Annotated in this window: 26 protein-coding genes; 11 read left to right on the plus strand and 15 right to left on the minus strand. The window is 72.3% G+C overall.

Annotated features, from left to right (window positions below):
* The first annotated feature begins 7 nt into the window (after nt 1-7).
* Nucleotides 8-475 carry a nuclear transport factor 2 family protein gene (locus ACFWPQ_RS36425; protein ID WP_384044579.1) on the plus strand — a complete coding sequence of 156 codons (468 nt, stop codon included), beginning with the start codon at nt 8-10 and terminating at the stop codon, nt 473-475.
* Here the strand turns inward: ACFWPQ_RS36425 and ACFWPQ_RS36430 are convergent.
* The gene (locus ACFWPQ_RS36430) at nt 462-1409 is read right to left on the minus strand and encodes a LysR family transcriptional regulator (RefSeq protein ID WP_384044582.1); all 948 of its coding nucleotides are present in this window, start codon (nt 1407-1409) and stop codon (nt 462-464) included. The two genes, ACFWPQ_RS36425 and ACFWPQ_RS36430, sit on opposite strands and share 14 nt — an antisense overlap.
* 119 nt (nt 1410-1528) lie before the next feature.
* On the opposite strand from ACFWPQ_RS36430, the gene ACFWPQ_RS36435 reads away from it, so the two are divergent.
* The gene (locus tag ACFWPQ_RS36435) at nt 1529-2200 is read left to right on the plus strand and encodes an FMN-dependent NADH-azoreductase (RefSeq protein WP_089104197.1); all 672 of its coding nucleotides are present in this window, start codon (nt 1529-1531) and stop codon (nt 2198-2200) included.
* Nucleotides 2201-2206: 6 nt separating this feature from the next.
* Here ACFWPQ_RS36435 and ACFWPQ_RS36440 read toward each other — a convergent pair whose 3' ends face one another.
* Entirely contained in the window at nt 2207-3526 is a 1320-nt protein-coding gene (locus ACFWPQ_RS36440; RefSeq protein ID WP_384044585.1) for an FAD-binding oxidoreductase, read from the minus strand.
* Entirely contained in the window at nt 3523-4152 is a 630-nt protein-coding gene (locus ACFWPQ_RS36445; RefSeq protein ID WP_384044754.1) for a TetR family transcriptional regulator, read from the minus strand. Before ACFWPQ_RS36445 ends, ACFWPQ_RS36440 begins: the two co-directional genes overlap by 4 nt.
* A 140-nt stretch (nt 4153-4292) precedes the next feature.
* Between ACFWPQ_RS36445 and ACFWPQ_RS36450 the strand changes: the two genes are divergently transcribed.
* Nucleotides 4293-5771: a 3' terminal RNA ribose 2'-O-methyltransferase Hen1 gene (locus ACFWPQ_RS36450; protein WP_384044588.1), complete on the plus strand. Its 1479-nt coding sequence runs from the start codon at nt 4293-4295 to the stop codon at nt 5769-5771.
* Entirely contained in the window at nt 5768-8314 is a 2547-nt protein-coding gene (locus ACFWPQ_RS36455) for a polynucleotide kinase-phosphatase (RefSeq protein ID WP_384044590.1), read from the plus strand. Before ACFWPQ_RS36450 ends, ACFWPQ_RS36455 begins: the two co-directional genes overlap by 4 nt.
* A 24-nt stretch (nt 8315-8338) precedes the next feature.
* Here the strand turns inward: ACFWPQ_RS36455 and ACFWPQ_RS36460 are convergent, their stop codons facing one another.
* Both ACFWPQ_RS36460 and ACFWPQ_RS36465 read right to left on the minus strand, forming a co-directional pair.
* Nucleotides 8339-9250, minus strand: a complete 912-nt coding sequence (locus ACFWPQ_RS36460) for a hypothetical protein (protein WP_384044593.1) — start codon at nt 9248-9250, stop codon at nt 8339-8341.
* Nucleotides 9247-10281, minus strand: coding sequence for an SPFH domain-containing protein (locus ACFWPQ_RS36465; protein WP_384044596.1), 1035 nt, complete (start codon nt 10279-10281; stop codon nt 9247-9249). The genes ACFWPQ_RS36460 and ACFWPQ_RS36465 overlap by 4 nt, the downstream gene beginning before the upstream one ends.
* A 151-nt stretch (nt 10282-10432) precedes the next feature.
* On the opposite strand from ACFWPQ_RS36465, the gene ACFWPQ_RS36470 reads away from it, so the two are divergent.
* The 4 genes from ACFWPQ_RS36470 to ACFWPQ_RS36485 all read left to right on the plus strand — a co-directional run bounded on the left by ACFWPQ_RS36470 (nt 10433) and on the right by ACFWPQ_RS36485 (nt 15623).
* Entirely contained in the window at nt 10433-11656 is a 1224-nt protein-coding gene (locus ACFWPQ_RS36470; protein WP_384044599.1) for an arginine deiminase, read from the plus strand.
* 235 nt (nt 11657-11891) lie between these two features.
* Nucleotides 11892-12899, plus strand: a complete 1008-nt coding sequence (gene argF / locus ACFWPQ_RS36475) for an ornithine carbamoyltransferase (RefSeq protein WP_384044602.1) — start codon at nt 11892-11894, stop codon at nt 12897-12899.
* A gap of 118 nt (nt 12900-13017) precedes the next feature.
* On the plus strand, nt 13018-14457 hold the full coding sequence (locus ACFWPQ_RS36480) for an amino acid permease (protein ID WP_384044605.1): 1440 nt from the start codon (nt 13018-13020) through the stop codon (nt 14455-14457).
* A 200-nt stretch (nt 14458-14657) separates the two neighbouring features.
* Complete coding sequence (locus ACFWPQ_RS36485; protein WP_384044608.1) at nt 14658-15623, plus strand: aldo/keto reductase; 966 nt, start codon at nt 14658-14660, stop codon at nt 15621-15623.
* On the opposite strand, the gene ACFWPQ_RS36490 is transcribed toward ACFWPQ_RS36485, so the two are convergent.
* Nucleotides 15505-15963, minus strand: a complete 459-nt coding sequence (locus ACFWPQ_RS36490) for a hypothetical protein (protein ID WP_384044756.1) — start codon at nt 15961-15963, stop codon at nt 15505-15507. The two genes, ACFWPQ_RS36485 and ACFWPQ_RS36490, sit on opposite strands and share 119 nt — an antisense overlap.
* Here ACFWPQ_RS36490 and ACFWPQ_RS36495 point away from each other — a divergent pair.
* Complete coding sequence (locus ACFWPQ_RS36495; protein ID WP_384044773.1) at nt 15928-16059, plus strand: hypothetical protein; 132 nt, start codon at nt 15928-15930, stop codon at nt 16057-16059. The genes ACFWPQ_RS36490 and ACFWPQ_RS36495 overlap by 36 nt on opposite strands.
* 38 nt (nt 16060-16097) lie before the next feature.
* Here ACFWPQ_RS36495 and ACFWPQ_RS36500 read toward each other — a convergent pair whose 3' ends face one another.
* The 6 genes from ACFWPQ_RS36500 to ACFWPQ_RS36525 all read right to left on the minus strand — a co-directional run bounded on the left by ACFWPQ_RS36500 (nt 16098) and on the right by ACFWPQ_RS36525 (nt 20866).
* A complete protein-coding gene (locus tag ACFWPQ_RS36500; protein ID WP_384044611.1) occupies nt 16098-16550 on the minus strand; it encodes an ATP-binding protein in 453 nt (150 codons plus the stop codon).
* Between the two features lie 252 nt (nt 16551-16802).
* Nucleotides 16803-18011, minus strand: a complete 1209-nt coding sequence (locus tag ACFWPQ_RS36505) for a sulfate adenylyltransferase subunit 1 (RefSeq protein WP_384044614.1) — start codon at nt 18009-18011, stop codon at nt 16803-16805.
* Between the two features lie 2 nt (nt 18012-18013).
* On the minus strand, nt 18014-18916 hold the full coding sequence (cysD, locus tag ACFWPQ_RS36510) for a sulfate adenylyltransferase subunit CysD (protein ID WP_384044617.1): 903 nt from the start codon (nt 18914-18916) through the stop codon (nt 18014-18016).
* The gene (gene cysC, locus ACFWPQ_RS36515; RefSeq protein WP_384044620.1) at nt 18913-19464 is read right to left on the minus strand and encodes an adenylyl-sulfate kinase; all 552 of its coding nucleotides are present in this window, start codon (nt 19462-19464) and stop codon (nt 18913-18915) included. Before cysC ends, cysD begins: the two co-directional genes overlap by 4 nt.
* A gap of 222 nt (nt 19465-19686) precedes the next feature.
* Nucleotides 19687-20511, minus strand: coding sequence for a PaaX family transcriptional regulator C-terminal domain-containing protein (locus ACFWPQ_RS36520; RefSeq protein ID WP_384044623.1), 825 nt, complete (start codon nt 20509-20511; stop codon nt 19687-19689).
* A 154-nt stretch (nt 20512-20665) separates the two neighbouring features.
* A complete protein-coding gene (locus tag ACFWPQ_RS36525) occupies nt 20666-20866 on the minus strand; it encodes a DUF5999 family protein (RefSeq protein ID WP_384044626.1) in 201 nt (66 codons plus the stop codon).
* Between the two features lie 272 nt (nt 20867-21138).
* Between ACFWPQ_RS36525 and ACFWPQ_RS36530 the strand changes: the two genes are divergently transcribed.
* A complete protein-coding gene (locus ACFWPQ_RS36530) occupies nt 21139-21564 on the plus strand; it encodes a DUF6299 family protein (protein ID WP_384044629.1) in 426 nt (141 codons plus the stop codon).
* Between the two features lie 132 nt (nt 21565-21696).
* Here ACFWPQ_RS36530 and ACFWPQ_RS36535 read toward each other — a convergent pair whose 3' ends face one another.
* Nucleotides 21697-22569 (minus strand): alpha/beta fold hydrolase, encoded by an 873-nt coding sequence (locus ACFWPQ_RS36535; RefSeq protein WP_384044631.1) that lies wholly within the window; start codon nt 22567-22569, stop codon nt 21697-21699.
* Nucleotides 22570-22637: 68 nt separating this feature from the next.
* Here ACFWPQ_RS36535 and ACFWPQ_RS36540 point away from each other — a divergent pair, with 68 nt between their 5' ends.
* The gene (locus tag ACFWPQ_RS36540) at nt 22638-24626 is read left to right on the plus strand and encodes a BTAD domain-containing putative transcriptional regulator (RefSeq protein WP_384044634.1); all 1989 of its coding nucleotides are present in this window, start codon (nt 22638-22640) and stop codon (nt 24624-24626) included.
* Between the two features lie 148 nt (nt 24627-24774).
* Here ACFWPQ_RS36540 and ACFWPQ_RS36545 read toward each other — a convergent pair whose 3' ends face one another.
* Nucleotides 24775-25641 carry a sugar phosphate isomerase/epimerase family protein gene (locus tag ACFWPQ_RS36545; protein WP_384044637.1) on the minus strand — a complete coding sequence of 289 codons (867 nt, stop codon included), beginning with the start codon at nt 25639-25641 and terminating at the stop codon, nt 24775-24777.
* Nucleotides 25638-26654 carry a Gfo/Idh/MocA family oxidoreductase gene (locus ACFWPQ_RS36550; RefSeq protein WP_384044640.1) on the minus strand — a complete coding sequence of 339 codons (1017 nt, stop codon included), beginning with the start codon at nt 26652-26654 and terminating at the stop codon, nt 25638-25640. Before ACFWPQ_RS36550 ends, ACFWPQ_RS36545 begins: the two co-directional genes overlap by 4 nt.
* Nucleotides 26655-26679: the final 25 nt, after the last annotated feature.

A 26679-nucleotide genomic window follows, 5' to 3' on the forward strand; every position in this document is an offset into this window, starting at 1 on the left:
GAAGGACATGACCGAGAACACCACCGAGAACACCACCGAGAGCAATACCGAAAGCACCACCGAAAGCACCACCGAGCACACCGCCGATCCACTCGCCCCGATCCACGCCGCCTACGCGGCCTTCGCCACCCGCGACGTGGGCGCGCTGCTCGACGCCTTCCACCCGGACATCGAGTGGGTGCACCCCGACGGCATGGCCGAGTACGGCCTGGGCGGCACCAAGCACGGGCACGCCGGCGTCAAGGAGTTCCTGGCCCACGTGCCGACCGTGCTGGGCGGGATGCGGCTGCACCCCGAGGAGTTCGTCCGCGAGGGGAACCGGGTGGTCGTCTTCGGCCACCGGGACGTCGTCTCGCTCTCCGGCCACACCGAGACACTGCCCTTCACGCACTCCTGGGTGCTGCGCGACGGGCGTGCGGTCCGGATGGAGGACATCTTCGACACCGTCGCCTTCCACCGCGTCATCGAGAGCTGACAGAACCTTCCGCGTCCCGGTCCCGGGCCAGCTCGGCAGCGGCCTCCCGCACGGCCGGCAGCAGGGCCGACACCTGCGGACTGTGCACGGCTCCCTCGCGCACCACGAGGGTGATACGGCGGGTCAGTTCGGGCCCGGCCGGGGTGATCCGGGCGACCGGAAGTCCCGGCCTGGTCGGCACCAGGTCGGGCACCAGCGCCACGCCCCAGCCCAGAGAGACCAGCCCGAACACGGCCTGCATGTCCCCGATGTCGGAGACGATGTCGGGCACGAACCCGGCCCCCGCGCAGGCGTGCAGGGCGAGCCGGCCGAGTTGCGAGGTCCGGTCCAGCAGCCACGGCTCTCCGGCGAACTCCTCCAGACGGCACGGGCGTTCGGCCCGGGCCAGCGGGTGTCCCGGGGCGGTGATCAGCCGGACCCGGTCGCTGAGCACCTCCTCCTCGTACAGCCCGGGCACCCTGGGCTCGGGCACCCGCGGGTAGCCGGTGGCCAGGACGGCGTCGAGGCGGCCCAGCCGCACCGTCTGCCGCCCCTGGTCCGGGGCCACCCCGTGCAGGGTGATGCGCAGCTGCGGATGCTCCTCGCGCAGCCGGCTCAGCGCGGGTACCAGCAGCGCGGGCCCCTCGTGCAACGGGACGCCCACCCGCAGTTCGCCACCGATCTCCCCGTCCCGGGCCAGCAACTGGGCCTCGGCTGCCTCCAGTTGGTTCACGATCCGGTCGGTGTGCGCGACCAGCAGCCGTCCGGCCGGGGTGAGTTCGGCGCGCTTGCTGCCCCGGTCCAGCAGCGCGGTACCGGTCTCCGCCTCAAGCGCGGAGAGCTGCTGGGAGACCGCGGAACGGGTGTAGTTCAGGGCCTGTGCCGCCGCGGCGATGGATCCCCGGGCGCCGACCTCACGCAGCAGAACCAGTTTCCGTACGTCCAGCACCGTCATCCTCGCTAACGCTTCCGGTTACGAACTGCCACGCCAGATTACGGGACAACCCGTCCGCCCGGACTTTCAATGGATCACGGACCGACATGAACGACCTGATCAGACAGGGGTTTTCCGCCATGGCCACACTGCTCCACCTCGACTCCAGCCCGCGCGTGGGCTCCGTCTCCCGCCAGATCTCGGGCGAGTTCGCCGAGGCCTGGCGGAAGGCCAACCCCGACGGCAGCTACATCTACCGCGACCTGGCCGCCGGCCCGGTGCCGCACGTCGACCACGCGCAGATCGAGGTGATGCACCGCCTGGAGAAGGAGGGCACGCGCGACCTCGCCGCGGCCCGTGACGCGGCCACCACGCCCGAGGAGCAGGCCAGTTGGGCGATCACCTGGCCGCTGATCGAGGAACTCCTCGCGGCCGACACCATTCTGCTCGGGGTGCCGATGTACAACTTCTCGGTGCCCTCGACCTTCAAGGCCTGGTTCGACCGGGTGCTGATCGCCCCGCTCATCGCCGACCCGGCCACCGGCGAGGGCCCGCTGTCCGGCAAGAAGGTCGTGGTGGCCTCGGCACGCGGCGGTGCCTACGGCCCCGGCACCCCCCGCCACGACTCCGACCACCAGGAGCCGTACCTGAGGGCCGCCCTCGGCATGGTCGGCCTCGCGACCGACCTCACCTTCCTGCACGCCGAACTGACCAAGTCGGCCCACGTGCCCCGGCTCGCCCAGTTCCAGGAGCTGGCCGCGGCGTCGTACCAGAAGGCGCTGGAGGGCGCCCGCACCCAGGGCGCCTCCTGAACTCCCTCACTTCAGGGGGAAGTTGCGGTCGAAGACGTTCTCCGGGTCGTACCGCTCCTTCAGGGCGCGCAGCCGGGACAGGACCGGCTCGGGGAACGCCTCCGCCAGCACCCGCGGGGTACGGCGGGTGTCGAAGCTGAGGTACATGCCGTTCAGGTGCGGGGCGAGCCGTGCCCAGTGCGTGTCCAGCCCGCTCTCCAGCTCGGGGACGGTCGCGGACATCAGCGAGAAGTTCTGCGTGCGGTGGGCGTAGGCGGTGGTGGCGGGGTCCACGTCGTTGACCGCCCCGCCCACCGAACGGAACTGCTGCATCAGCACCTGCCCCGACTCCAGCGCGTCCGCGACCGCCCGCGCCGCCTCCGCGGTGAGGTGGTCGAGCAGGCCGGACCGGGTGGCGGCGAGCTGCTGCTGTCCGTGGTGCGCGACGCCGCTCACCGGCACCAGCGCCGAGTACGGCGCGAGCACCGCCCGCTGCTGGACGGGCGGGCCGATGCCGAGCAGCGGCGTCAGCGCCCGCTCGGCCGCGCCCTGTTCCGCGCTCCCCGCGTACACCGCGGCGACATGCGCCAGGTGCGGGCGGCCCGGCCCGCCCGGCATGAACGTCAGGAAACTGGTCAGCTCGCGCGGCGCCGTCTCCAGCACCGCACCCCATGCCTCGATCAGCGCCGCCGCGTCTCCCGCGTCGAAGACCAGGTTCGCGAAGACCACGTCATCGGTGTCGTGGGCCTCCAGTTCCACGGCGGTGACGACCCCGAAGTTCCCGCCGGCGCCGCGTACCGCCCAGAACAGGTCGGGCTCCCGCACGGCGTCCGCCCGCACGCACGTGCCGTCGGCCAGGACGAGTTCGACCGCCGTCACATGGTCGACGGTCAGCCCGTGCAGCCGCGCCAGCCAGCCCATGCCGCCGGCCGTGACCAGGCCGCCCACCCCCACGTCACCGGTGTCCCCGGAGCTGACGGCCAGCCCGTGCGGGGCGAGGGCCTGTGCCACCCGTCCCCAGCGGGCGCCCGCCCCGACCCGGATCCGCCGCCGGGCCCGGTCGAGCACCCGCACCTCGTCGAGGCGGGACAGGTCGACGACGGCACCGCCGTCGTTGGTGGAACGGCCGCTGATGCCGTGCCCGCCGCTGCGCACCGAGACCGCCGAGCCCAGCGAGCGCGCGTACCCCAGCGCCTCGGCGGTCTGCCCGGCGTCCTCGGGCAGCAGCACGGCGGCGGGCGAGCCGCGGTGCACATAGCCGTGCCGTAACCGTTCGTACCGTGCGTCGTCCGGTACGACGATCCGCCCGGTCAGGGACGGCGGTACCGGCGGCAGCGTGGACGTCATGACGAGCGGTTCCCTTCCTCGGCCCTGGCTTCTGCTTCGCCGAGCGGCTCCAGGGCGCAGCGCAGGCTCCGGGCCAGGTAGCGCACCAGCCGCTCCGGCTCCATCTCCGCCACCGGCCCGCTGCGCAGCACGTACCGGCTGAAGGCGACCCCGATGAGATGCGCGCCGAGCAGGTCGATGCGCTCGTCGGCGTCGGGCCCGGTCAGCACGGTGCGGTAGGCCTCCGTACTGCTCTGCCGCATCGCCGTGTACAGGGCGGTCGCGGCGCTCTCGTCGGAGGCCGCGCTGCGGATCAGCGCGAGGAACGGATCACCGCTGTCGGCGCGCTCCATGCGCTCGACGAAGGCCCGCGCGATCCTGTCCGGCAGCGTCGCGGGCGGCCCGGGCACCAGTTCCGGCAGGTCACGGGTGCCGGGCACGGCGGCCAGGAACAGCCGCTCCTTGGAGCCGAAGTGCCGCATCACCAGGCCGTGGGTGACTCCGGCGCGGCCGGCGATCTCCCGGATGGTGGCCCGCGCGTAGCCCCGCTCGGCGAACGCGGCGCGGGCCGCGTCGAGGATCGCCTCGCGATGCGCCTCCGGTGCCCGCACCCGCTTGCGGGCGGGCGGCTTGCTGCTGGACGTCATGGTCACGGGCCCTAATGTACATCTGGTCATTAGCGGCCCCCGGTGGCGGTGCGGCTCCCCGCCGAACCGAGCCCGCCGCGGACCACCGCATGGACAAAACCAGTGGTCGAAGCGGCGCCGGAGCAGGGAGACTCGGACATGTGTTCCTGACGATCTCCACGAGCGGCACCGCCGCCTCCCCGGCCACCGACCTCGGGTTCCTGCTGCACAAGCACCCCGACAACGCGCAGACCTTCACCACCTCGCACGGCATCGCGCACGTCTTCTACCCGGAGGCGGATCCCGAGCGCTGCACGGCGGCGCTGCTCCTCGAGGTGGACGCGGTGGCGCTGGTCCGGCGCGGCAAGGGCAAGGGACGCGGCGGAGCACCCGACGCGGCGCTCGCGCAGTACGTCAACGACCGCCCGTACGCGGCCTCCTCGCTGCTCGCCGTGGCGATCGGCAACGTCTTCTCCAGCGCCATGCGCGGCGTCTGCAAGGCCCGCCCCGAAGCCCCGGCGCAGGCGAGGCCGCTGCGCGTCGAGGTGCCCGCGCTGCCCGCCCGCGGCGGCCCCGACCTCGTACGGAAGCTCTTCGAGCCGCTCGGCTGGACGGTGACCGCCGAACCGGTCGCCCTGGACACCGAGTTCCCGGAGTGGGGCGACTCGCGGTACGTCGGCCTGGTCCTGGAGTCCGAGGCGCTGACCCTCTCCGAGGCGCTGCGCCACCTCTACGTCCTGCTCCCGGTCCTCGACGACGCCAAGCACTACTGGGTCTCCTCCGAGGAGGTCGACAAGCTGCTGCGCGCGGGCGAGGGCTGGCTGCCCGGCCACCCCGAGCAGAAGCTCATCACCAGCCGCTACCTCTCCCGCCGCTGGTCGCTGACCCGGCAGGCGATGGAGCGGCTGGAGCTGGTGCGGCTCGCCGAGGCCGACGACAGCGAGGTCGAGGAGATCGACAACGCGGTCGAGGAGGAGACCGAGACCGAGGAGAAGCCGACCCCGCTCGCGGTACAGCGCCGGGAGGCGATCCTCGACGCCCTCAAGCGCTCCGGCGCCGCCCGGGTCCTCGACCTAGGCTGCGGCCAGGGCCAGCTGGTGCAGGCGCTGCTGAAGGACCCGTCCTTCACCGAGATCGTCGGCGTCGACGTGTCGATGCGGGCGCTCACCATCGCCTCCCGGCGGCTCAAGCTGGACCGTATGGGGGAGCGGCAGGCGTCCCGCGTCAAGCTCTTCCAGGGCTCGCTGGCCTACACCGACAAGCGGCTCAAGGGGTACGACGCCGCCGTGCTCAGCGAGGTGATCGAGCACCTCGACCTGCCGAGGCTGCCCGCCCTGGAGTACGCCGTGTTCGGCGCCGCCCGCCCGCGCACGGTCCTCGTGACCACGCCGAACGTCGAGTACAACGTCCGCTGGGAGACCCTCCCCGCAGGCCACACCCGGCACAGCGACCACCGCTTCGAGTGGACCCGCGAGGAGTTCCGCACCTGGGCCCTCCGGGTCGCCGAACTCCACGGCTACGACGTCGAGTTCACCCCCGTGGGCCCGGACGACCCCGAGGTCGGCCCGCCCACCCAGATGGCCGTTTTCGAAATGAGCACGGCCACCGTACGCGCCGCGAAGGAGGCGAAGGCAGCATGACCGAGACGCAGCACCCCGGACGGGTCCTCCCCGTCACCGACCTCTCCCTGGTCGTCCTCGTCGGCGCCTCCGGCTCCGGCAAGTCCACCTTCGCGCACCGGCACTTCAAGCCGACCGAGATCATCTCCTCCGACTTCTGCCGGGGCCTGGTCTCCGACGACGAGAACGACCAGAGCGCGACCAAGGACGCCTTCGACGTCCTGCACTACATCGCCGGCAAGCGGCTGGCCGCCGGCCGCCGCACGGTCGTCGACGCGACCAGCGTGCAGCAGGAGTCCCGGCGCCAGCTGATCGACCTGGCCAAGCAGTACGACGTGCTGCCCATCGCCATCGTCCTCGACGTGCCCGAGGAGGTGTGCGCCGAACGCAACGCGGCCCGCACCGACCGCGCCGACATGCCGCGCCGGGTCATCCAGCGCCACATCCGCGAACTCCGCCGCTCCCTGCGCCATCTGGAGCGGGAGGGCTTCCGCAAGGTGCACGTCCTGCGCGGTGTCGAGGAGATCGACTCGGCGACCGTCGTCACCGAGAGGCGCTTCAACGACCTGACCCACCTCACCGGCCCCTTCGACATCGTCGGCGACATCCACGGCTGCGCGAGCGAACTGGAGTCCCTGCTCGTGAAGTTGGGCTACCAGGACGGCGTCCACCCGGACGGCCGTACCGCGGTCTTCGTCGGCGACCTCGTCGACCGTGGCCCGGACAGCCCCGGCGTGCTGCGCCGCGTGATGTCGATGGTCGGGTCGGGCAACGCCCTGTGCGTGCCCGGCAACCACGAGAACAAGTACGGCCGTTATCTCAAGGGCCGCAAGGTCCAGCACACCCACGGACTCGCCGAGACCATCGAGCAGATGGACGGCGAGAGCGAGGAGTTCAAGGCGCAGGTAAGGGAGTTCATCGACGGACTGGTCAGCCACTACGTCCTCGACGGCGGGAGGCTGGTCGTCTGCCACGCCGGGCTGCCCGAGAACTACCACGGCCGCACCTCCGGCCGGGTCCGCTCGCACGCGCTGTACGGCGACACCACCGGCGAGACCGACGAGTTCGGCCTGCCGGTGCGCTATCCGTGGGCCGAGGACTACCGGGGCCGCGCGGCCGTCGTCTACGGCCACACCCCGGTCCCGGAGGCCAGCTGGCTGAACAACACCATCTGCCTGGACACCGGCGCCGTCTTCGGCGGCAAGCTCACCGCGCTGCGCTGGCCGGAGCGGGAGCTGGTCGACGTACCGGCCGAGCAGGTCTGGTACGAGCCGGCCCGCCCGCTGCAGACCGAGGCACCCGGCGGCCAGGACGGACGCCCGCTGGACCTGGCGGACGTGCACGGGCGCCGCGTCGTCGAGACCCGGTACCAGGGCCGGATCGCGGTCCGCGAGGAGAACGCGGCGGCCGCCCTGGAGGTGATGAGCCGCTTCGCGATCGACCCGCGCCTGCTGCCGTACCTCCCGCCGACCATGGCCCCGACGGCCACGTCGCACGTCGAGGGCTATCTGGAGCACCCGGCGGAGGCCTTCGCCCAGTACGCCGCGGACGGGGTCGCCCGGGTGGTGTGCGAGGAGAAGCACATGGGCTCGCGGGCGGTGGCCCTGGTGTGCCGGGACGCGGACGTCGCCCACAAGCGCTTCGGCGTCCCGCCCGGCCCGACCGGCTCCCTCTACACCCGTACCGGACGCCCGTTCTTCGACGACGAGCCGGTCACCGAGGAGATCCTCGGCCGCATCCGCGCCTCGGTCGACGCGGCCGGCCTCTGGGACGAACTCGCCACTGACTGGCTCCTGCTGGACGCCGAACTGCTGCCCTGGTCGCTCAAGGCCTCCGGCCTGCTGCGCACCCAGTACGCGGCCGTGGGCGCCGCCTCCGGCGCGGTCTTCCCGGGCGCACTGGCCGCCCTGGAACGCGCGGCGGGCCGCGGTGTCGACATCGGTGAGCTCCGGGACCGGCAGCGCGAACGCGCCGCCGACGCGGCGGCGTTCACCGACGCCTACCGCCGCTACTGCTGGACCACCGAGGGCCTGGACGGGGTGCGCCTCGCCCCCTTCCAGATCCTGGCGGTCCAGGGCCGCAGCCTCGCCGCGCTCCCGCACGACGAGCAACTGGCCCTCCTGGACCGGCTGGCGGAGCACGACCCCAGTGGCCTCCTCCAGACCACCCGCCGCCTGCACGTCGACACCGGCGACCCGGATTCGGTACGGGCCGGCGTCGACTGGTGGCTGGAGATGACCGGCCGGGGCGGCGAGGGCATGGTCGTCAAGCCGGCCGGCGCGGTGGTCCGCGACCCGCAGGGCCGGCTGGTCCAGCCCGGCATCAAGTGCCGGGGCCGGGAGTACCTGCGGATCATCTACGGCCCCGAATACACCCGCCCCGACAACCTCACCCGCCTGCGGAACCGCTTCCTCAACCACAAGCGGTCCCTGGCGATCCGCGAGTACGCCCTCGGCCTGGAGGCCCTGGACCGCCTCGCGGACGGCGAGCCCCTGTGGCGCGTGCACGAGGCGGTCTTCGGGGTCCTGGCCCTGGAGTCGGAGCCGGTGGACCCGCGGCTGTGACCCGCGGCGGCTCCGGCCGGCCGGTCAGCCGACCAGCCGCAGCCGCCGCGCGCACGCGCCCACCCGGACCGTCTGCCCCCACGTCAGTTCCAGGGCGTCGGTCTCGATGCCGTCGCCGAAGGCGATCAGGCGGTCCGACTCGACCGTGAGGGTCAGGGCCGCCGAGGCCGTCAGCTCACCGGCGACCAGAGAGGTCCCGGTCGCCGGAGAGGGCCAGGCCTCCCGGACGAACCAGAGGAGGCGGTCCTCCGTGGGAGCGGGCAGCGGCAGCCGGGCGCCACGCTCCTGCCACACCGAGCGCAGCCAGCCGGTGGCCCCCGTGCCGGTGCCCACCAGCACCCCGGAGGAGGCCTGGGCCTCGACGACACCCCCGTCGTTCTCGAGGCCCAGGCGGTATCGGGCGGTCTGATGACCGGCGGTACCGAGGTAGATCTCGTTGAGCGCCACGAGCCGCTGCGTGTCGTCGGCGACCGCCTCGACCATCGTCAGCTCGTCGGCACCCGTGGCCGTGGCCGCGGCCGTCGCCGTGACCGACGCCAGCAGTACGGCCGCCTGCTCCGGCCGGTGCCGTACCAGGACCCCCGGATTGCGGCCGGGGTCGGTGTCGATGCCGATCACCGGCTGGCCGTCCAGGTACTTGGCCACGTTCGCCACCAGCCCGTCCTGGCCGACCACCACGACCACGTCCTCCGGCGCGAACAGGAAGCGGTCCAGGTCGGCCCGCTCCACCCGGGCCTGGCGCCAGGCCAGCGGCACCGCCGAGGTCACCTCGGCGAGCGCCCGCCGGCTGCGCCGGTGCCGTTCGGCGACCTCCGCCATGTCCCGGCCGCGGGAGGCGAGGAAGAAGGCGGCCTGGCCGTGCGTGCCGTGCCGGGCCACCAACTCCTCGTACTCCGTGGTCCGGTGCACGAGCACGGCCCGCGGCGCGAGGCTCACTCCCGCTCCCCGCCCAGCTTGGCGAGCAGCCCGGTCAGCACGTCCGGCGACACGGTCACGCTGTCGATGCGCGGCAGGTTCTCGGCGAGCCGGGTGCCGGTGAGGGCGTGCAGCGTGGCCACGTCCGCCTCGCCGTGCACCCGCAGCCAGGCCTCCTGCGCCGCGGCCCGCGCCTCGCCGACCTCCCGCGCCCCCGCGGCCTCGGCCCGCGCGAGCGTGACCGCCCGCGCCGCCTCGGCGTCCGCCAGTTTCACCGTCCGGGCCGCCTCCGCCGCCGCCCGGACCGCGTCCGCCGCCGCGTGCTCCTCCGCCTCGCGCCGCGCGTTGGTGCCCCGTTGGTCGACCAACTGCTCCTCGCGGCGGGCGAGTTCGATCTGGCTCGCCAGCTCGTTCTCGGCGATCGCCCGCTCCCGCTCGACGGCCACCGCGCGCCGCTCGTAGGTCGCCCGGTCGGCCTCCTGCTGGATCTGCTCGCGGGCCGGGGTGCGCAGTGCCCGCTCCACCTCGGGTTCCGGCCGCAGCGCCATCACGCGGACGGCCACCACCTCGATGCCGGTGGCGGGCAGCCGCGGTTCCGCCGCCAGGCCGGCCGCGATCCGCTCCCGGACCACCGCCACGCCGTCGACCAGCGCCTCCGCCAGCGGGGTGCGGGCCAGCGCGTCCAGCGCGTGCTGCTGGGCCGTCTCGGTGAGCAGGGTGCCGAGCTGTTCGAGGGGGGTGCCGCGCCAGACGCCGGTGTCCGGGTCGATGGAGAAGTCGAGGCGGGCGGCCGCGACGGCCGGGTCGCCGACGCGGTAGGTGACGGTCGCCTGGACCGCCACGTCCTGGAAGTCGGCCGTACGGGCGTGGAAGGTCATCGCCAGTTCGCGGTCGTCGACCGGGACCTCGGAGATGGCCGCGGTGAGCGCACGGAACCAGAAGCTGAGCCCCGGACCGTCGTGCAGCAGCTTCTCGCCCCGGTGGTGTCTGACGTGCGCCGTCGGCGCGCCGCGCAGATGCCGCCAGCCCAGGCGCCGGGTGATGTCGGCCATGGAACCCCCTCGCGATTTAGAGTCAACATGACAATAATCGCGTGTGCGTCGCTTGTCGTCAAGGGGACGAGAAGAAGAAACTGCAGGGCGGCCGGGACAAGAAACGGTCGAGCAGGGGGTGAAGACGGTCCGCGATGGTCAGGATGGAGGCATGGGATTCCACGTCGACTCCGAAGCCGGGCGGCTGCGCCGCGTCATCCTGCACCGGCCGGATCTGGAGCTCAAGAGGCTCACCCCGAGCAACAAGGACGCCCTCCTCTTCGACGACGTCCTCTGGGTCCGCCGGGCCCGGGCCGAGCACGACGGGTTCGCCGACGTGCTGCGCGACCGCGGGGTCGCCGTCCATCTCTTCGGTGACCTGCTCGAAGAGGCGCTGGGGATCCCGGCCGCCCGCACCCTCGTCCTGGACCGGGTCTTCGACGAGAAGGAGTACGGCCCCCTCGCCACCGACCACCTGCGCGCCGCCTTCGAGATGCTGCCGGCGGGCGAGCTCGCCGAGGCGCTGGTCGGCGGCATGACCAAACGGGAGTTCCTGGCCGCCCACGCGGAGCCCACCTCGGTCCGCTTCCACGCCATGGACCTCGACGACTTCCTCCTCGAACCGCTCCCCAACCACCTCTTCACCCGCGACACCTCCGCCTGGGTCTACGACGGCGTCTCCATCAACGCCATGCGCTGGCCCGCCCGGCAGCGCGAGACGGTGCACTTCGAGGCGATCTACCGGCACCACCCGCTCTTCCGTGGCGAAACGTTCCACGTCTGGTCGGAGGGGCAGGCCGCCTACCCCTCCACCATCGAGGGCGGCGACGTCCTGGTGATCGGCAACGGGGCGGTCCTGATCGGCATGAGCGAGCGCACCACCCCGCAGGCCGTCGAGATGCTCGCGCACAAGCTGTTCGCGGCAGGCTCGGCGCAGACCATCGTCGCGCTCGACATGCCGAAGCGGCGCGCCTTCATGCACCTCGACACCGTGATGACGATGGTCGACGGCGACACCTTCACCCAGTACGCCGGGCTCGGCATGCTCCGCTCGTACACCATCGAACCGGGCGCCGGCGACAAGGAGCTCAAGGTCACCGACCACCCGCCGGAGCACATGCACCGGGCGATCGCCGCCGCCCTCGGCCTCAGCGAGATCCGGGTCCTGACCGCCACCCAGGACGTGCACGCGGCCGAGCGCGAACAGTGGGACGACGGCTGCAACGTCCTCGCCGTCGAACCCGGCCTCGTCGTCGCCTACGAACGCAACTCCACCACCAACACCCACCTGCGCAAGCAGGGCATCGAGGTGATCGAGATCCCGGGGAGCGAGCTGGGGCGGGGGAGGGGCGGGCCGCGCTGCATGAGCTGTCCGGTGGAGCGGGATGCGGTATGAGGCACGCCGCATAAGGGCGATGCCGTACCGACCGGCCGACCGGCCGACCGGCCGCGTCGCGTGGCGGCCTGTGTGGCAGGGCTGATGCGGAGCCCAAAGTCATATGAATCGGCACAAGGGGCGCAGTATGAAAACGTGCCGATCGGGACAGTCCGGCGGCGCCTGTATAGAAATGTGGAACATCGTATAGACTTCCAACGTCCCCGAAGTCGACCCCTACCGCTGGAGCGCCCCCATGGCGACTGTCCCGACCGCCCTCGCCGGCCGCCACTTCCTCAAGGAGCTGGACTTCACCCAGGAGGAGTTCCGCGGGCTGGTCGAGCTGGCCGCCGAGCTGAAGGCGGCCAAGAAGGCCGGGACGGAGACGCAGTACCTGCGGGGGAAGAACATCGCGCTGGTCTTCGAGAAGACCTCCACCCGCACCCGCTGCGCCTTCGAGGTCGCCGCCGCCGACCAGGGAGCTTCCACGACCTACCTCGACCCGGCCGGCTCGCAGCTCGGGCACAAGGAGTCGGTGAAGGACACCGCACGGGTCCTCGGCCGGATGTACGACGCGATCGAGTACCGCGGGCACGGCCAGGGCGTCGTCGAGGAGCTGGCCGCGTTCGCCGGGGTGCCCGTCTACAACGGCCTCACCGACGAGTGGCACCCCACCCAGATGCTCGCCGACGTGCTCACCATGACCGAGCACAGCGACAAGCCGCTCGCGGAGATCGCCTTCGCCTACCTCGGCGACGCCCGCTACAACATGGGCAACTCCTACCTCGTCACCGGCGCCCTGCTCGGCATGGACGTCCGGATCGTCGCGCCCCGGCTGCTGTGGCCGGACGACACCATCGTCGAGCTGGCCCAGCAGCTCGCCGGCGCGTCCGGCGCCCGGATCACGCTCACCGACGACGTGAAGGACGGCGTGCGCGGCGCGGACTTCGTCGCCACCGACGTCTGGGTGTCGATGGGCGAGCCCAAGGAGGTCTGGGACGAGCGCATCGCGCTGCTCGGGCCGTACGCCGTCACCATGGACGTGCTGCGCGCCACCGGCAACGCCGACGTCAAGTTCCTGCACTGCCTGCCGGCCTTCCACGACCTCGGCACCGTCGTCGGCCGCGAGATCCACGAGCGGCACGGGCTGACCGAGCTGGAGGTCACCGACGAGGTGTTCGAGTCCGAGCACTCGGTCGTCTTCGACGAGGCCGAGAACCGGATGCACACCATCAAGGCGGTCCTGGTCGCCACCCTCGCCTGACCCGCTCTCCGCGAAGCTGCCCTATCCTTTCCGGCGGCCCGGCACCACCCCACGCCGTGGCCGCCACCGCGACCGAACCCGGCTCGCACCCGCACCACCAGAAACGAGCACCACCCGCATGCCCCGCATCAAGTCCCCGCACCTGCTGGTCGCCGAATCCGGCGCCGACCGTGCGGGTCACGGCCTCCGCCGCACCATGGGCCTCTTCCAGCTGATCTGCTTCGGCATCGGCGCGATCGTCGGCACCGGCATCTTCGTCGGCCTCTCCGACTCGGTCGCCCAGGCCGGTCCGGCCGTCGTCGTCTCCTTCGTGCTCGCCGCGATCACCTGCGTCTTCACCGCCCTCGCCTTCGCCGAGCTGGGCGGCGCGATCCCGGTCTCCGGATCGTCGTACTCCTTCGCCTACGCCGGGCTCGGCGAGTCCACGGCCTTCCTGGTCGGCTGGTGCCTGCTCCTCGAATACGGCATCTCGATCTCGGCCGTCGCGGTCGGCTGGAGCCAGTACGTCAACGAGCTGCTGCACAGCCTCACCGGCCTGCAGCTCCCGCACGCTCTGTCGGCCGGCCCCGGCGACGGCGGGGTCGTGAACCTCCCCGCCGTGATCGTCATCGCGATGGCCGCCGTGCTGCTGGTGCGCGGGGTGCGGGAGAGCGCCCGCGCCACCGCCGCGATGGCGGCCGTGAAGCTGGTCATCCTGGTCGCCTTCTGCGTGATCGGCTTCAGCGCCTTCAAGGACGGCAGCCTGGTGCCGTTCTCCCCGGCCGGTCTCGGCGGCATCGGCGCGGGCACCACCGCCGCGTTCTTCTCCTACATCGGCTTCGACGCGATCACCACGGCCGGCGAGGAGGCGAAGAACCCGCGCCGGGACATCCCGGTCGCCATCCTCGTCTGCATGGGCGTCGTCACCCTGCTGTACTGCGCGGTCGCGCTGGCCGCCATCGGCGCCATCGGCGGCGACCAGGTCGCGGGCCGTCCCGCCGCCCTCTCCTACGTCGTCAACCAGGTCACCGGGTCCACGATCGGCGGCGGCGTGGTCGCCTTCGGCGCGGTCGTCGCCATCGCCTCCGTCGTCCTCGCCGTGATGTACGGCCAGACCCGCATCCTCATGTCCATGTCCCGGGACGGGCTGATCCCGCGCGTCTTCGAGAAGGTCTCCCCGAGGACCGCCACCCCGGTGGCCGGCACCCTGATCGTCGCGGCCGTCTTCGCGCTCCCGGCGGCCTTCGCCTCGCTGGACGCGGTGATGAACCTGTGCACCATCGGCACCCTCGCGATCATGGCCGTGGTGAACATCGCGGTGATCGCCCTGCGCCGCCGCGAACCGGCCCTCGCGCGCACCTTCCGGGTGCCGCTCTACCCGGTCGCGCCGCTGCTGGGCGTCGGCTTCTGCGTGTACCTGATGTACGAGACCGGGTGGACGACCTGGATCCAGTTCGCCGTCTTCCTGGCCGTGGGCCTGCTGGTCTACCTCGGCTACGGGCGCCGGAACTCCACGCTGGCCGGAGGCTTGGGCGAGAGCGCGGAGGCTGTCCCTGAGCGGGAGCCGCAGGCCGTCTGAACCCGCGGAAGACCGGCCCCGGTGCGATCTCGGGGGGCACGGTGGGCGGATTGGAAAGCGCGAAACAGGGCTGAAGCCGATTGCCGGCTTCAGCCCTGCTGAAGTTTCCCCGGTGCAGATACCGAACAGCCTGGCATTTTCGGTCGCATCCTGGCCATCAACGGGGTAATGCGCGGGTGAAGTCGTATAGCCTGGCCCTCATGCAGATGAAAGAGTTGGGGCGCAGTGGTTTCACGACAAGTGAATTCATCTTCGGAGCCGGCTCGATCGGCGGCGTGGGCAGTTCCAAAGAAACTCTCGGGCGTGGCATCACTGCGGAACAGGGAATGGATCGCCTTGACGAGGCCGTGCAATTGGGTGTCCGTCTTATTGACACGGCGGACAGTTACGCAGGAGGGCGGAGTGAGCGTGCGATAGGCGAATGGCTCGCCGACCGGGCACCCGGTGACGTACTGGTGGCGACGAAAGTCGGGAACACTCCCCGTGGGACAGATCTCTCACGCTCGCACATCGAACGGCAACTGGCTCAGAGCATCGGAAGACTTGGACGCGTCGACCTGTATCTGTCGCACGCCCCGGATCCGTCCACCCCGGTGGCCGAGACACTGGAAGCCTTCACCGCCGCACGGGAGGCCGGTTCCATCAAGGCGTTCGGGGTCAGCAACGTGGACGCTCCGCTGCTGGAAGAAATACTGTCGGCAGCGGAATCCGAGGGGCTTGCCCGACCTGAGTGGGTGCAGAACAGCTTCAGTCTGCTGGACCGTGAAGCCGAGCGGGAACTACTGCCGCTCGTCATTCAGGAGGGGCTGGGTTTCACCCCTTTCTCTCCGCTGGCCGGGGGTGTGCTCTCCGAGCGCTATCTGGACGGCAGGCCCGTGGAGTCCGGCAGTCGAATTGCCGTGGCCGGCGATCTTTTCTATGCAGGAATGCATTCGCCTGAAAACCTCAAGCGGGTCGGCGCTCTCCGCGTGCTGGCACGCGAACGTGACATCAGCGTCTCAGCCATGGCACTGGCCTGGCTGCGCACCCACCCCGGAGTCACCGCACCTATCGTGGCTCCGAGCAGAGCCGACCAGTGGAAAGCCGTACAGGAGGCATTGGCGACGGACCTCGACGAAGCCGAACTGGCCTTGATCTCCGACATTTTCTCCCCCGTCGGCCGCTGAAACGTCTCGGCAGGGCACACCGCCCGACGGCGCTGACGTTCCTCTGCCGGTCCGGCCGCGGTGCGACCATGCGCTCGGCCGCATGGACGGCGGCAGCGCGCGCGGAGGACTGCCCCGGGCCGGCGGGGGTGAGCATCCGGGCGATCTGCGGCGCAGCCGCCCAGTAGCTGGACAACGCGATGACCAGGAACACGAGGGTGCCCGGCTCGATCGTGTCGTCGATGATTCCGGCACGCTGAGCGGCGGCCATGGTCGCGGCCTTGCCCGCATAGAGCCCGGTCCGGGCCGGCTCCTCAGGAACGGCGTGCAGTGGATCCCCCAGCGGGCCGGCAACGCCCACCCCGGCATCGTCGTCGCCGTCGGCCTCTTCGCCGTCCTCGCCGTAGCCGGCCCCTCGGCCCACCACCTCTTCCTTCGCGCCCCCCAGCACGGCTGACCCCGTGGACGACCTGGATCCAGCCACCGCTGCCGTGACTAGGCCCGACGCCACTGACGCGGTACTGCAGGAAGCCTGAACCACACCGCCTTGCCGGACTCCGTGGGGCGGTGCCCGCAGGACGAGCTCAGGGCGCGGATCAGCAGCAGGCCGCGCCCGCCCTCCTGCAGGGGGTCGGGTTCCTCGATCACCGGACGGGTGAGATGGCCGGGCGGCGCCGGGTCCGGGTCGTGCACCTCGACCTTGCAGCCCCCCGGCAGCAGTTCGACGACCAGCTCTATCGGCCCCTGGCCGGAGGCGTGCTCCACCGCGTTGGCGACCAGTTCCGCCGTGAGCAGTTCGGCGGTGTCGGTGTCCGCCGCGTGGCCCGTCTCCTCCATCGCCGAGCGCACCAGGGCACGGGCGACCGGCACGGCCGCGACGGTGTGCGGCAGCGCGATACGCCAGGAGGCGGCGGAGGAGGGTGGTTCGTGCACGGCAATTCCGTTCATGGCGCAGGCGATCACTGCTTGTCCTGCTTTCAACTGTAGGAATGGTACGGGTCCCGTTCCGGAAGCCGTCGGCGGGCCCCGGACCGGACCTTCGTCCCGGTAACGGGCTGCTTACCCCGGCCGGCGGGCCGTCTCGCACGCGCGCCCGCACTGTTACCGCCTTATTGACGCGCCGTGACCTTGTGACCGCCCGTCGGGAACACGAAGGAGCCCCCGGCAGCTGCCGGGGGCTCCTTCGGGCGCGTGCGTGGATCAGCCGAGCTCGACCATTCCCGCAGTCAGCGTCGAGCCGTCCGCCGGGTCGATCAGGATGAACGCGCCGGTACGGCGGGAGACCGCGTAGGCGTCCAGCGGCAGCGGCTCGGCGCTGCGCAGGGTGATCCGGCCCAGGTCGTTGGCGGTCAGCTCGGTGACGCCCGCCAGGTCGCGGACGATCGCCTTGACGGTCCGGGTGGTGTGCTTGAGCAGCACCCGGTCGCCGACCCTGAGCGGCCGGTCGGCCAGATGGCAGACGGCGGCCGTGACGTCCTGGGTGAGCGCGGGCGCCTCCGGCCCGGCGGTGATCATGTCGCCGCGCGAGACGTCCCGCTGGTCGGCCAGCCGCACCCCGATGGACTGCGGGGCGTGGGCCGCCGCGACCTCGGTGCCGAGCACGTCGATCGCCGCGATCTCGGAGGTCTCGCCGGACGGGTGCACGGTGACCCGGTCGCCGACCCGCAGCGAGCCGGAGACCAGCTGGCCCGCGTAGTGGCGGACGTCACCGTGCCGGATGACGTACTGGACCGGGAAGCGGGCCGGGGCGTCGGCCGGGTCCGCGGCCACCGGGACGTTCTCCAGGAACTCCAGGAGCGCCGGGCCGCCGTACCAGTCCATGTGCGCGGACCGGTCGACGACGTTGTCGCCCGCCAGCGCCGAGACCGGGATCGCGGTGACCTCGGGGAGCCCCAGCTCGGCGGTCTGCGCGGTGAAGTCGGCGACGATCCGCTCGAACCCGGCCCGCTCGTAGCCGACCAGGTCCATCTTGTTGACGGCGAGGACGACGTGCGGGACACGCAGCAGGGCGGCCACGGCCGCGTGCCGGCGGGTCTGCTCGACGACCCCGTTGCGGGCGTCGACGAGGATGATCGCCAGCTCGGCGGTGGAGGCGCCGGTGACCATGTTGCGGGTGTACTGCACGTGGCCCGGGGTGTCGGCGAGGATGAACCGGCGCTTCGGGGTCGCGAAGTAGCGGTAGGCCACGTCGATGGTGATGCCCTGCTCGCGCTCCGCGCGCAGCCCGTCGGTGAGGAGGGCGAGGTCGGGGGCGTCCTGGCCGCGGCTGGCGGAGGCGCGCTCGACGGCTTCCAGCTGGTCGGTGAGGACCGACTTGGAGTCGTGCAGCAGGCGTCCGACGAGGGTGGACTTGCCGTCGTCGACGGAGCCGGCGGTCGCGAACCGCAGGGTGTCGATGGTCGTGCTCATGCTTAGAAGTACCCCTCGCGCTTGCGGTCTTCCATCGCGGCCTCGGAGAGCTTGTCGTCGGCCCGGGTGGCGCCGCGCTCGGTGAGCCGGGAGGCGGCGATCTCCGCGATCACCTTCTCGATGCTGTCGGCGTCGGAGTCCACCGCGCCGGTGCAGGACATGTCGCCGACGGTGCGGTAGCGCACCTGGCGCTTCTCGACGGTCTCGTTCTCGCGCGGCCCGCCCCACTCGCCGGCGGTCAGCCACATGCCGCCGCGCTGGAAGACCTCGCGGTGGTGGGCGTAGTAGATCTGCGGCAGTTCGATCTCCTCGCGGGCGATGTACTGCCAGACGTCCAGCTCGGTCCAGTTGGAGAGCGGGAACACGCGGACGTGCTCGCCGGGGGCGTGCCGGCCGTTGTAGAGGTTCCACAGCTCGGGGCGCTGGCGGCGCGGGTCCCACTGCGAGAACTCGTCGCGCAGCGAGAACACCCGCTCCTTGGCGCGGGCCTTCTCCTCGTCGCGGCGGCCGCCACCGAAGACCGCGTCGAAGCGCTCGCTCTGGATCTTCTCGGTCAGCGGCACGGTCTGCAGCGGGTTGCGGGTGCCGTCGGGCCGCTCGCGCAGCACGCCCCGGTCGATGTAGTCCTGCACGGAGGCCACGTGCAGCCGCAGCCCGTACCTCTCGACCGTACGGTCGCGGTAGGCGAGCACCTCGGGGAAGTTGTGTCCGGTGTCCACGTGCAGCAGCGAGAACGGGATCGCCGCCGGGGCGAAGGCCTTCAGGGCCAGGTGCAGCATGACGATGGAGTCCTTGCCGCCGGAGAACAGGATCACCGGCCGCTCGAACTCGCCCGCCACCTCGCGGAAGATGTGGACCGCCTCGGACTCCAGCGCGTCCAGGTGGGACAGCGTGAAGGTGCTCATGCCAGCCCCCGCTCCACCAGCAGCGCGTGCACCGCGTCCGCCGACTCCTGCGGGGTCTGCTTCTGGGTGTGCAGCACCAGCGCCGGGTCGACGGGCGGCTCGTACGGGTCGTCGACGCCGGTCAGCCCGGTCAGCTCACCGGCGGCCTGCCGGGCGTACAGGCCCTTCACGTCCCGCTCGCTGCACACCTCGACCGGGGTCGCCACATGCACCTCCAGGTACGGCGTCCCGCTCTTCTCGTGCCGGCCGCGTACCGCCTCGCGGCTGTCGGCGTAGGGCGCGATGACCGGGACGACGGAGAGCACGCCGTTGCGCGCGAGGACCTCGGAGACCAGGCCGATGCGCTGCACGTTGGTGTTGCGGTCCTCCCGGGAGAAGCCGAGGCCGGCCGAGAGGAAGCGGCGTATCTCGTCGCCGTCGAGGACCTCCACGCGATGTCCCTCGGCCTTGAGCCGGTCGCCGAGGAGGCGGGCGATCGTCGTCTTCCCCGCGCTCGGCAGCCCCGTCAGCCAGACCGTGGCTCCCTGAGCCCTTGGCGTGGTGGTCATGCGCAACAGACCTCTTCCTTACCTACTCGTCAAACTCGCGTACGACCCGTCGAAGAGTAGGTAAGAAGTCTGAGAGGAACGGTTAAGGAACCTGAGGTTTAACTGAGTGACTCCTGGTAGGCAAGAGGTCACAGGGTCCTGCAATGAACATTTCACAAAGGGCCGTCGGCCCGTTCACAGGGCCGTTCACGGAGTCGGTCGGAGAGCCGGTCGGAGAGCCGGTCACAGGGACGGTTCCAGTCCGACGAAGGTGCCCCCGGCCTCCCGCAGCCGGTCGTGCAGGGCGCGGAAGACGGCCGCCGAGCGGGTGCCGGGCCAGTCGGCGGGCAGCAGGCCCGTCGGCAGTCCGGGGTCGGTGTACGGCAGGTGGCGCCAGGAGTCGAGGGTGCGGAGATAGTCGCGGTAGGCGTCCTCGGGCGGGGTGTCCGACCGGTGTTCCCAGCAGCGCAGCACCGGCTCGTGGGCGTCGAGGAACTGTTCGTGCGCCTTGGCGATCGCCGTCAGGTCCCACCAGCGGGCGACCGCCTCGGTGGTGGGTGCGAAGCCGAGGTGGTCACCCCGGAAGAAGTCCACGTACGGGTCAAGGCCGAGCCGGCGCAGGGTGTGCCGGGTCTCCTCGAAGAGCCGGGCCGGGGCGATCCAGACGCCCGGCGCGGCGGTGCCGAAGCCGAGTCCGGCCAGCCGCGAGCGCAGCACGTGCCGCTTCTGCCGCTCCGACTCGGGTACCGAGAACACCGCGAGCACCCAGCCCTCGTCCTCGGGCGGCGCGTCGGCGTACACGCGGCGGTCGCCGTCGTCGAGCAGCTGCCGTGCCTCCGCGGAGAGCTCGTACCCGGCGGTGCCCTGTGCGGTACGGGCCGGGGCCAGCAGCCCGCGCCGTTTCAGCCGGGACACCGACGAACGTACGGAGGGGGCGTCCACGCCCACGGCGGCCAGCAGCCTGATCAGCTCGGCGACGGGCACCGGGCCGGGCAGGAAGCGGCCGTACGCGCCGTAGAGCGTGACGATGAGGGACCTCGGGGCGTGTTGCTCGGGCACGTTGATCATTTTAGGTCCCCGGCATCACTGCTGGTCACCTTCGGTGCATGGCTGAACGTGAGTCAGCATTCCGGAGCACGTCCAGGGCGCCCGGCGGCCAGGGCTCGTGCCGGTGCCGGTGCCGGTGCCGGTGCCGGTGCCGGTGCCTGTGCCCGGTGCCGGGTCAGGCGGCGATGGCGACGGCGAAACGGTCGGCCGGGCCGCGGCGCGGCGGGACCACGCTGCCGTCGGGGTGCAGCTCACCCGTGTCGTCGAAGACGATCGCCCCGTCGCACAGCAGGGTCCAGCCCTGCTCGGGGTGGGCGGCGACGATGTGCGCCGGGCCGCGGTCGGCCGTCGCGCTCGGGGACTGGTGGGAACACATGGCGCACCTCCACGGGTCTGCCTCCGGCGCGGTCGCCGACCGGCATGACCAGACCATGCTCCTGTCGTGAACGCGGGGGAACCTCCTGCCGCGACCTGTGACAACACGCGGACAACTCCCGGACGCTCCCACGACGGTCGCCGCGGCTCCGGGATACGACCCGCGTCCCGGGCACGGCGGGACGCGCCACCGAAGGGGTGACGATCACGCTCCGGGGCCCGGCCGCCCGGTATCCAGGGCATGCCCCCACCTCGTGATCCGGGAAGGAAACCATGCCCGTACGCACCGTCCTCGCCGCGGCCCTCGGTTCCGTCGCCCTGCTGTGCGCCGCCGTCGCCCCGGCGACCGCCGCCTCCGGCGAGTCCGTCACCGTCGACCGCACCGGCCGTCTCGCCTCCGACGGCACCGTCACCCTCTCCGGTACCTACACCTGCACCGGTGCAGGCGGACCGGTGTTCATCAGCTCCTCGGTCAGCCAGGACTCCCCGAACTACAAGTACGGCATCGGCGGCACCCGGGCCGTCTGCGACGGCGCCGAGCACCGCTGGGAGAACACCGGCAAGGTCACCTCGGAGAAGCTGAAGCCCGGCGCGGCTCGCGTGGAGGCCACGATCATGGAGCTGCGCTCCACGGGCGGCCTGCCGCTGCCGTCCTTCCACGCCACCGGCCAGCGGGACATCACCCTCACGGAAGACTGACCTGGGCCTGGGCCTGGGCCTGGGCCCGGGCTCGGGCACGGGAACCGGGCCCAGGTGCCGTGCCGCCGGGGCCCGGTCGCCAGATCAGCAGATCAGCGGGTCAGGGGGTCAGTAGATCGGCAGGTCAGTAGATCAGCGGGTCAGCAGCTTGCGCAGCGTCGTGGTGACCTCGTCCGGCGCCTCCTCCGCCATGAAGTGCCCGCACGTCACCGTCCGGTGCTCCAGGTCCGGGGCCCAGGCCCGCCACACCGCGGCCGCGTCGTAGCCGAGGGCGGCACCCCAGTCCTGCTGGAGCACGGTGACCGGCATGGACAGGACGTTCCCGGCGGCCCGGTCGGCCAGGTCGTGGCCCGCGTCGACACCGGCCGAGGCCCGGTAGTCGGCGACGATGGAGGGCACCGCCGCCCGGCAGGCCGCGAGATAGGCGGCGCGGACGTCGGCCGGGATCGCCGCGGGGTCGCGGGTCCACAGGTCGAGGAAGTGGCCGAAGAACAGGTCCGGGGCCGCGCCGATCAACTCCTCCGGCAGGCCCGGCGGCTGGGCCATCAGGTACAGGTGGAAGGCGACGGCGGCCGTGGCGCCGTGCAGTACCTCCCACATGTCCAGGGTGGGCAGCACGTCCAGCAGCGCCAGGTGCGTGACCGCGTCCGGGTGGTCGAGCCCGGCCCGGAAGGCGACCAGCGCGCCCCGGTCGTGCCCGGCGAGCGCGAAGCGCTCGTGGCCGAGGGCCCGGGCGAGCGCCACCACGTCGGCGGCCATGGTCCGCTTCGCGTACGACGTCCCGTCCGCGTCGGCGGGCTTGTCGCTGGCGCCGTAGCCGCGCAGGTCGGGACAGATCACGGTGTGTCCGTCCGCGAGGCCGGCGGCCACGTGCCGCCACATCAGGTGGGTCTGGGGGAAACCGTGCAGCAGGACGACCGGGCTGCCGGTGCCGCCGACGGCCGTGTGCAGGGCGACGCCGTCCGCGACCGGGACACGGTGCTGCTGAAAACCGGGGATGTTCATGCGCCGAGGCTCCCGTTCCCCGATCAGCAGCGAATCAGCAGCGGGCCGGCGGAACGTACGGTGGGCGGGTGAGGAACGACCAGGTCGCCTTCGGGGTGCTCGGACCCGTGACGGCCGAGCGGGCCGGTCTCCCGCTCGCCCTGAAGGGCCCCCGGCACCGCGCCGTACTGGCCCGGCTGCTCGTCGCCCGCAGACGCGTGGTGCCCGTCGCCCGGCTGGTCGCCGACCTCTGGGAGGAGCCGCCGCCCACCGCCGTCGGCGCCGTCCGCACCTTCGTCGGGGACCTGCGGCGGGCCCTCGAACCCGACCGGCCGCGCCGAACTCCGGCCCGGCTGCTGGTCACCGACGGCCCCGGCTACGCCCTGCGCGCGGAAACGGTCGACGCCTGGCGGTTCGAGCGGGCCGTGACGGCCGCCGGGCAGGAGGAACCCGGGACGGCCGCGGAGCTGCTGCGGGAGGCGCTGGAGCTGTGGCGGGGGCCCGCCTACGCCGAGTTCGCGGACGAGGAGTGGTGCCGGGGCGAGCGGGCCCGGCTCGCCGAACTGCGGCTGCGGGCCGTGGAGCAGCGGGCCGAGGCGCTCCTGGCGGCGGGCCGGGCGGCCGAGGCGGTGCCCGATCTGGACGCCCACCTCGCCGGGCACCCGTGGCGCGAGGAGGCCTGGCGGCTGCTGGCGCTCGCCCTCTACCGGACCGGCCGCCAGGGCGACGCCCTCGCGGTGCTGCGCCGGGCCCGCGCGACCCTCGCCGGACAGCTGGGCGTCGACCCGGGCCGGGCGCTGCGCCGGCTGGAGGCCGGCATCCTCGCGCAGGACCCGGGGCTGGACGCGGAACGCGAGTCGGCACCGGCCCGGGTCTGGTCCCGGGCCGCCGAGGCGTACGACCGTACCGTCGCCGCCGGATCCCGGGCCCGTCTCGAATCGACCGTCGGACTGCTCCGCATCCTCGCGGTGACCGGCTCCGGCGGGCTGGCCGCCGCCCGCGAACACCGGCTCGCGGCGATCACCGCGGCCGAGGAGTTCGGCGACCCGGAACTCACCGCCCGGGTCATCGGCGCCTACGACGTTCCCGCGATCTGGACCCGGTCCGACGACGAGACGGGCGCCCGCCGGATCGTCCGGGCCGCCGAACGGGCACTGGCCCGGCTCCCCGCCACCCCGGCCCAGGACGCCGTCCGCTGCCGGCTGCTCGCCACCGTCGCCCTGGAGTCACGCGGCACCAGGTCCGGCCGCGCCGCGCAGGCCGCCGCCGAGGCCGAGCGGCTCGCCCGCCGCCTGGACGACCCGGCGCTGCTCGCCTTCGCCCTCAACGGCGTCTTCATGCAGTCCTGCACCCGGCCCGGCCTCGCCCCGCGCCGCGACGCCGTAGGCACCGAACTGGTCGCTCTGGCGGCCCGGCACGGCCTGGCCACCTACGAGGTGCTCGGCCACCTGATCCGGGTACAGGCACGCGCCGCGCTCGCGGACTTCACGACCGCCGACGAACACGCGGCAGCCGTCGACCGGCTGGCGGACCGTCATGAACTGCCGCTGGCAAGGGTGTTCACGGCGGGATACCGGGCGCTGCGCCTGGCGGCGACGGGCGGGACCGGCCACGGCGGGGGAGGAGCCGGTGCCGTCGAGGCCGCCTATCGTGAGGTCGGCCGGCTTCTCGACGGGCCCGGGATGCCCGGGGTGCGCGACGGGCTGCTTCCCCTCGCGCTGCTCTGCCTCCGCCTGGCGGAGCGGCCCCGCGGAATCCGGGACGCCGTCGACCCGGGCGCCGACTGGGGGCCGTACCTCCCCTGGATCCGGCCCGCGCTCGCCCTCGCCGCCGCCGACGAAGGGGCAGCCCGCGACGCGCTGCACGGGCTGCCCGAGCCTCCTGCCGACCTCGTGCAGGAGGCACTGTGGTGTGTCGTGGCCGCCGTCGCCCTGGAACTCGGTGACCATCCCGCCCTGCGCCGCTCCCGGGCGGCGCTCCGCCCGGCCGCCGGCCAACTCGCCGGCGCGGGCAGCGGGTTGCTGACGGCCGGGCCGGTCGACGGGTGGCTGAGGGCGGTGGAAGTGGTCCTCGGCTAAGCGGGTCCCGCGAAGTCCGCTGCGGTTCGGCAGCGCCCCGTAAGGGGCGCAGGGCTGGATCCATATGCGGCTCCGCCGCGTGGGCGCGACCAGCCACGACGGCGCCGCAGTCGACAGACGGCATACCCCGGCACTTCCAGCGCAGGGCCTACGCCGCCAGCTCCTTCTTGATGCGGTCCAGCATGAACGCCGAGGACTCGCGCGCCCGTTCCTCCCAGGCGAAGACGCAGGCGGTGGCGACACCGTCGAAGTCCAGCTCGCGCAGGGTGCCGAAGAAGGCGTCCCAGTTCACCTCGCCCTGGCCGATGTCCAGGTGCTGGTGGATCCGGGCCGTGGTGCCGGGCGGGTTGAGGATGTAGCGCAGCCCGCTGGAGCCCTTGTGGTTGAAGGAGTCCGCGATGTGCACGTGCCGCAGCTTGTCACCGGCGTAGCGCATCATCGCCGCGATGTCGGCCGTGGGGTCGGCACCGGAGAGGTGGAAGGAGTGCGGGGCGCAGTAGAGGTAGTTCACCCACGGCTTGTTGATCGCGCGGACCAGGTCCACCGCGGGGGTGTTCTCCTCGCAGAAGTCGTCCGGGTGCGCCTCCAGGTTGAGGGCGATGCCCTCGCGCTCGAAGAGCGGGAGCAGTTCCTCCAGCGAGCGCCAGAACGCGGCCTCGCTCTCGGCGGCGCGCTCCGGGCGGCCGTTGAACTCGCTGTTCATCAGCGGGCATTCGAGGTCGGCCGTGATCTCGATCATCCGCTTCCAGTAGCGGACGGCCGCCTGCCGCTCGGCCTCGTCCGGCGACGACCACTTGTACAGCGGCAGCACCGAGGAGAGCTGCACGCCGTGCGTGCGCAGCGAGTTCTTCAGCTCCGCGATCCGCCCGTCGTCCGCGCGCGGATGCAGGAAGAACGGCATGAAGTCGTCGCGCGGCGACAACTCGATGTATTCGTAGCCGAGTTCGGCCACCGTGCGGACCATGTCGTCGATCGGCAGGGCACGGAACATGTACGGGTCGAGGGCGATCTTCATGCGGTGCCTCCGTAGAAGGCCGGGCGGGGCTTGAGGTCGGTGGCGACGACGGTGCCCGACTCCAGGGCCTCGACGGTCGCGGCGGTGATGACGGTGGCGGCGTAGCCGTCCCAGGCGGAGGGACCGGTGGGCTCCTCGCCCGCCGCCAGGTCGGCGATCCACTCGCGGAACTCGGTGTCGAAGGCGTCCCGGAAGCGGCCCACCCAGTCGGTGAGCACGGCGGTGCTGTGCTGACCGGCGGTACGGACGCCGACGGCGGCCGGGTCGGGCAGCCGGACCAGGCCCTCCTCGCCCACCGCCTCGCACTGGATGTCGTAGCCGTACCGGCAGTTGACGAAGACCTCCAGGTCGACGCGGACGCCCTTGGCGGTCTCGAAGAGCATGATCTGCGGGTCCTTCAGGTGCTCGGACCGCTTGCTCGTGGAGCGCGGCAGGACCACCTGGGCGGAGACGATCTCGTCGTCGAGGAGCCAGCGCAGTACGTCGACCTCGTGCACCGCCGTGTCCAGCGCGGCCATCGCGGAGGTGTACGACTCGGGGACGGTCGGGTTGCGGTGGGCGCAGTGCACGATCAGCGGTGCGCCGATCCGGCCGGAGTCGATGACCTCCTTCAGTTGCCGGTAGCCGGCGTCGTAGCGGCGCATGAAGCCGACCTGCACCAGCCGCCGCCCGTGCGCCTGCTCCGCCTCGACGATCCGCAGGCAGTCCTCGGCGGTGGTGGCGAGGGGCTTCTCGCAGAAGACGGGCTTCCCGGCGGCGATCGCGGTCAGCACGTGCTCGGCGTGGGTGGGGCCCCAGGAGGTGACGAGTACGGCGTCCACGTCGTCGGCCGCGACCACGGCCGCCCCGTCGGGCAGCACCCGGGCGCCGACCGGCTCGGCGGCCTCGGCGGCACGGGCCGGGTCGATGTCGGTGACCGCGGTGACGCGGGCTCCGGTGACGGTGTGGGTGAGGCGCTGGATGTGCTCGTTGCCGATCCAGCCGGCGCCGATGACTCCTACACGTACGGTCATGGTCGTCCCTTCAGGGGGTCAGGCA

The sequence above is a fragment of the Streptomyces sp. NPDC058464 genome (assembly GCF_042721035.1).
GTDB lineage: Bacteria > Actinomycetota > Actinomycetes > Streptomycetales > Streptomycetaceae > Streptomyces.

Bases quoted from the DNA above. Each gene is read 5' to 3' on its own strand.
- ACFWPQ_RS36430 (WP_384044582.1), bottom strand. From the start codon at position 1,409: ATGACGGTGCTGGACGTACGGAAACTGGTTCTGCTGCGTGAGGTCGGC.
- ACFWPQ_RS36445 (WP_384044754.1), bottom strand. From the start codon at position 4,152: ATGACGTCCAGCAGCAAGCCGCCCGCCCGCAAGCGGGTGCGGGCACCG.
- ACFWPQ_RS36535 (WP_384044631.1), bottom strand. From the start codon at position 22,569: ATGAACATCCCCGGTTTTCAGCAGCACCGTGTCCCGGTCGCGGACGGC.
- cysC (WP_384044620.1), bottom strand. From the start codon at position 19,464: ATGACCACCACGCCAAGGGCTCAGGGAGCCACGGTCTGGCTGACGGGG.
- ACFWPQ_RS36440 (WP_384044585.1), bottom strand. From the start codon at position 3,526: ATGACGTCCACGCTGCCGCCGGTACCGCCGTCCCTGACCGGGCGGATC.
- ACFWPQ_RS36545 (WP_384044637.1), bottom strand. From the start codon at position 25,641: ATGAAGATCGCCCTCGACCCGTACATGTTCCGTGCCCTGCCGATCGAC.
- ACFWPQ_RS36435 (WP_089104197.1), top strand. From the start codon at position 1,529: ATGGCCACACTGCTCCACCTCGACTCCAGCCCGCGCGTGGGCTCCGTC.
- ACFWPQ_RS36470 (WP_384044599.1), top strand. From the start codon at position 10,433: ATGGGATTCCACGTCGACTCCGAAGCCGGGCGGCTGCGCCGCGTCATC.
- ACFWPQ_RS36500 (WP_384044611.1), bottom strand. From the start codon at position 16,550: ATGAACGGAATTGCCGTGCACGAACCACCCTCCTCCGCCGCCTCCTGG.
- argF (WP_384044602.1), top strand. From the start codon at position 11,892: ATGGCGACTGTCCCGACCGCCCTCGCCGGCCGCCACTTCCTCAAGGAG.
- ACFWPQ_RS36465 (WP_384044596.1), bottom strand. From the start codon at position 10,281: ATGGCCGACATCACCCGGCGCCTGGGCTGGCGGCATCTGCGCGGCGCG.
- ACFWPQ_RS36480 (WP_384044605.1), top strand. From the start codon at position 13,018: ATGCCCCGCATCAAGTCCCCGCACCTGCTGGTCGCCGAATCCGGCGCC.
- ACFWPQ_RS36425 (WP_384044579.1), top strand. From the start codon at position 8: ATGACCGAGAACACCACCGAGAACACCACCGAGAGCAATACCGAAAGC.
- ACFWPQ_RS36550 (WP_384044640.1), bottom strand. From the start codon at position 26,654: ATGACCGTACGTGTAGGAGTCATCGGCGCCGGCTGGATCGGCAACGAG.
- ACFWPQ_RS36485 (WP_384044608.1), top strand. From the start codon at position 14,658: ATGCAGATGAAAGAGTTGGGGCGCAGTGGTTTCACGACAAGTGAATTC.
- cysD (WP_384044617.1), bottom strand. From the start codon at position 18,916: ATGAGCACCTTCACGCTGTCCCACCTGGACGCGCTGGAGTCCGAGGCG.
- ACFWPQ_RS36455 (WP_384044590.1), top strand. From the start codon at position 5,768: ATGACCGAGACGCAGCACCCCGGACGGGTCCTCCCCGTCACCGACCTC.
- ACFWPQ_RS36530 (WP_384044629.1), top strand. From the start codon at position 21,139: ATGCCCGTACGCACCGTCCTCGCCGCGGCCCTCGGTTCCGTCGCCCTG.
- ACFWPQ_RS36505 (WP_384044614.1), bottom strand. From the start codon at position 18,011: ATGAGCACGACCATCGACACCCTGCGGTTCGCGACCGCCGGCTCCGTC.
- ACFWPQ_RS36520 (WP_384044623.1), bottom strand. From the start codon at position 20,511: ATGATCAACGTGCCCGAGCAACACGCCCCGAGGTCCCTCATCGTCACG.
- ACFWPQ_RS36525 (WP_384044626.1), bottom strand. From the start codon at position 20,866: ATGTGTTCCCACCAGTCCCCGAGCGCGACGGCCGACCGCGGCCCGGCG.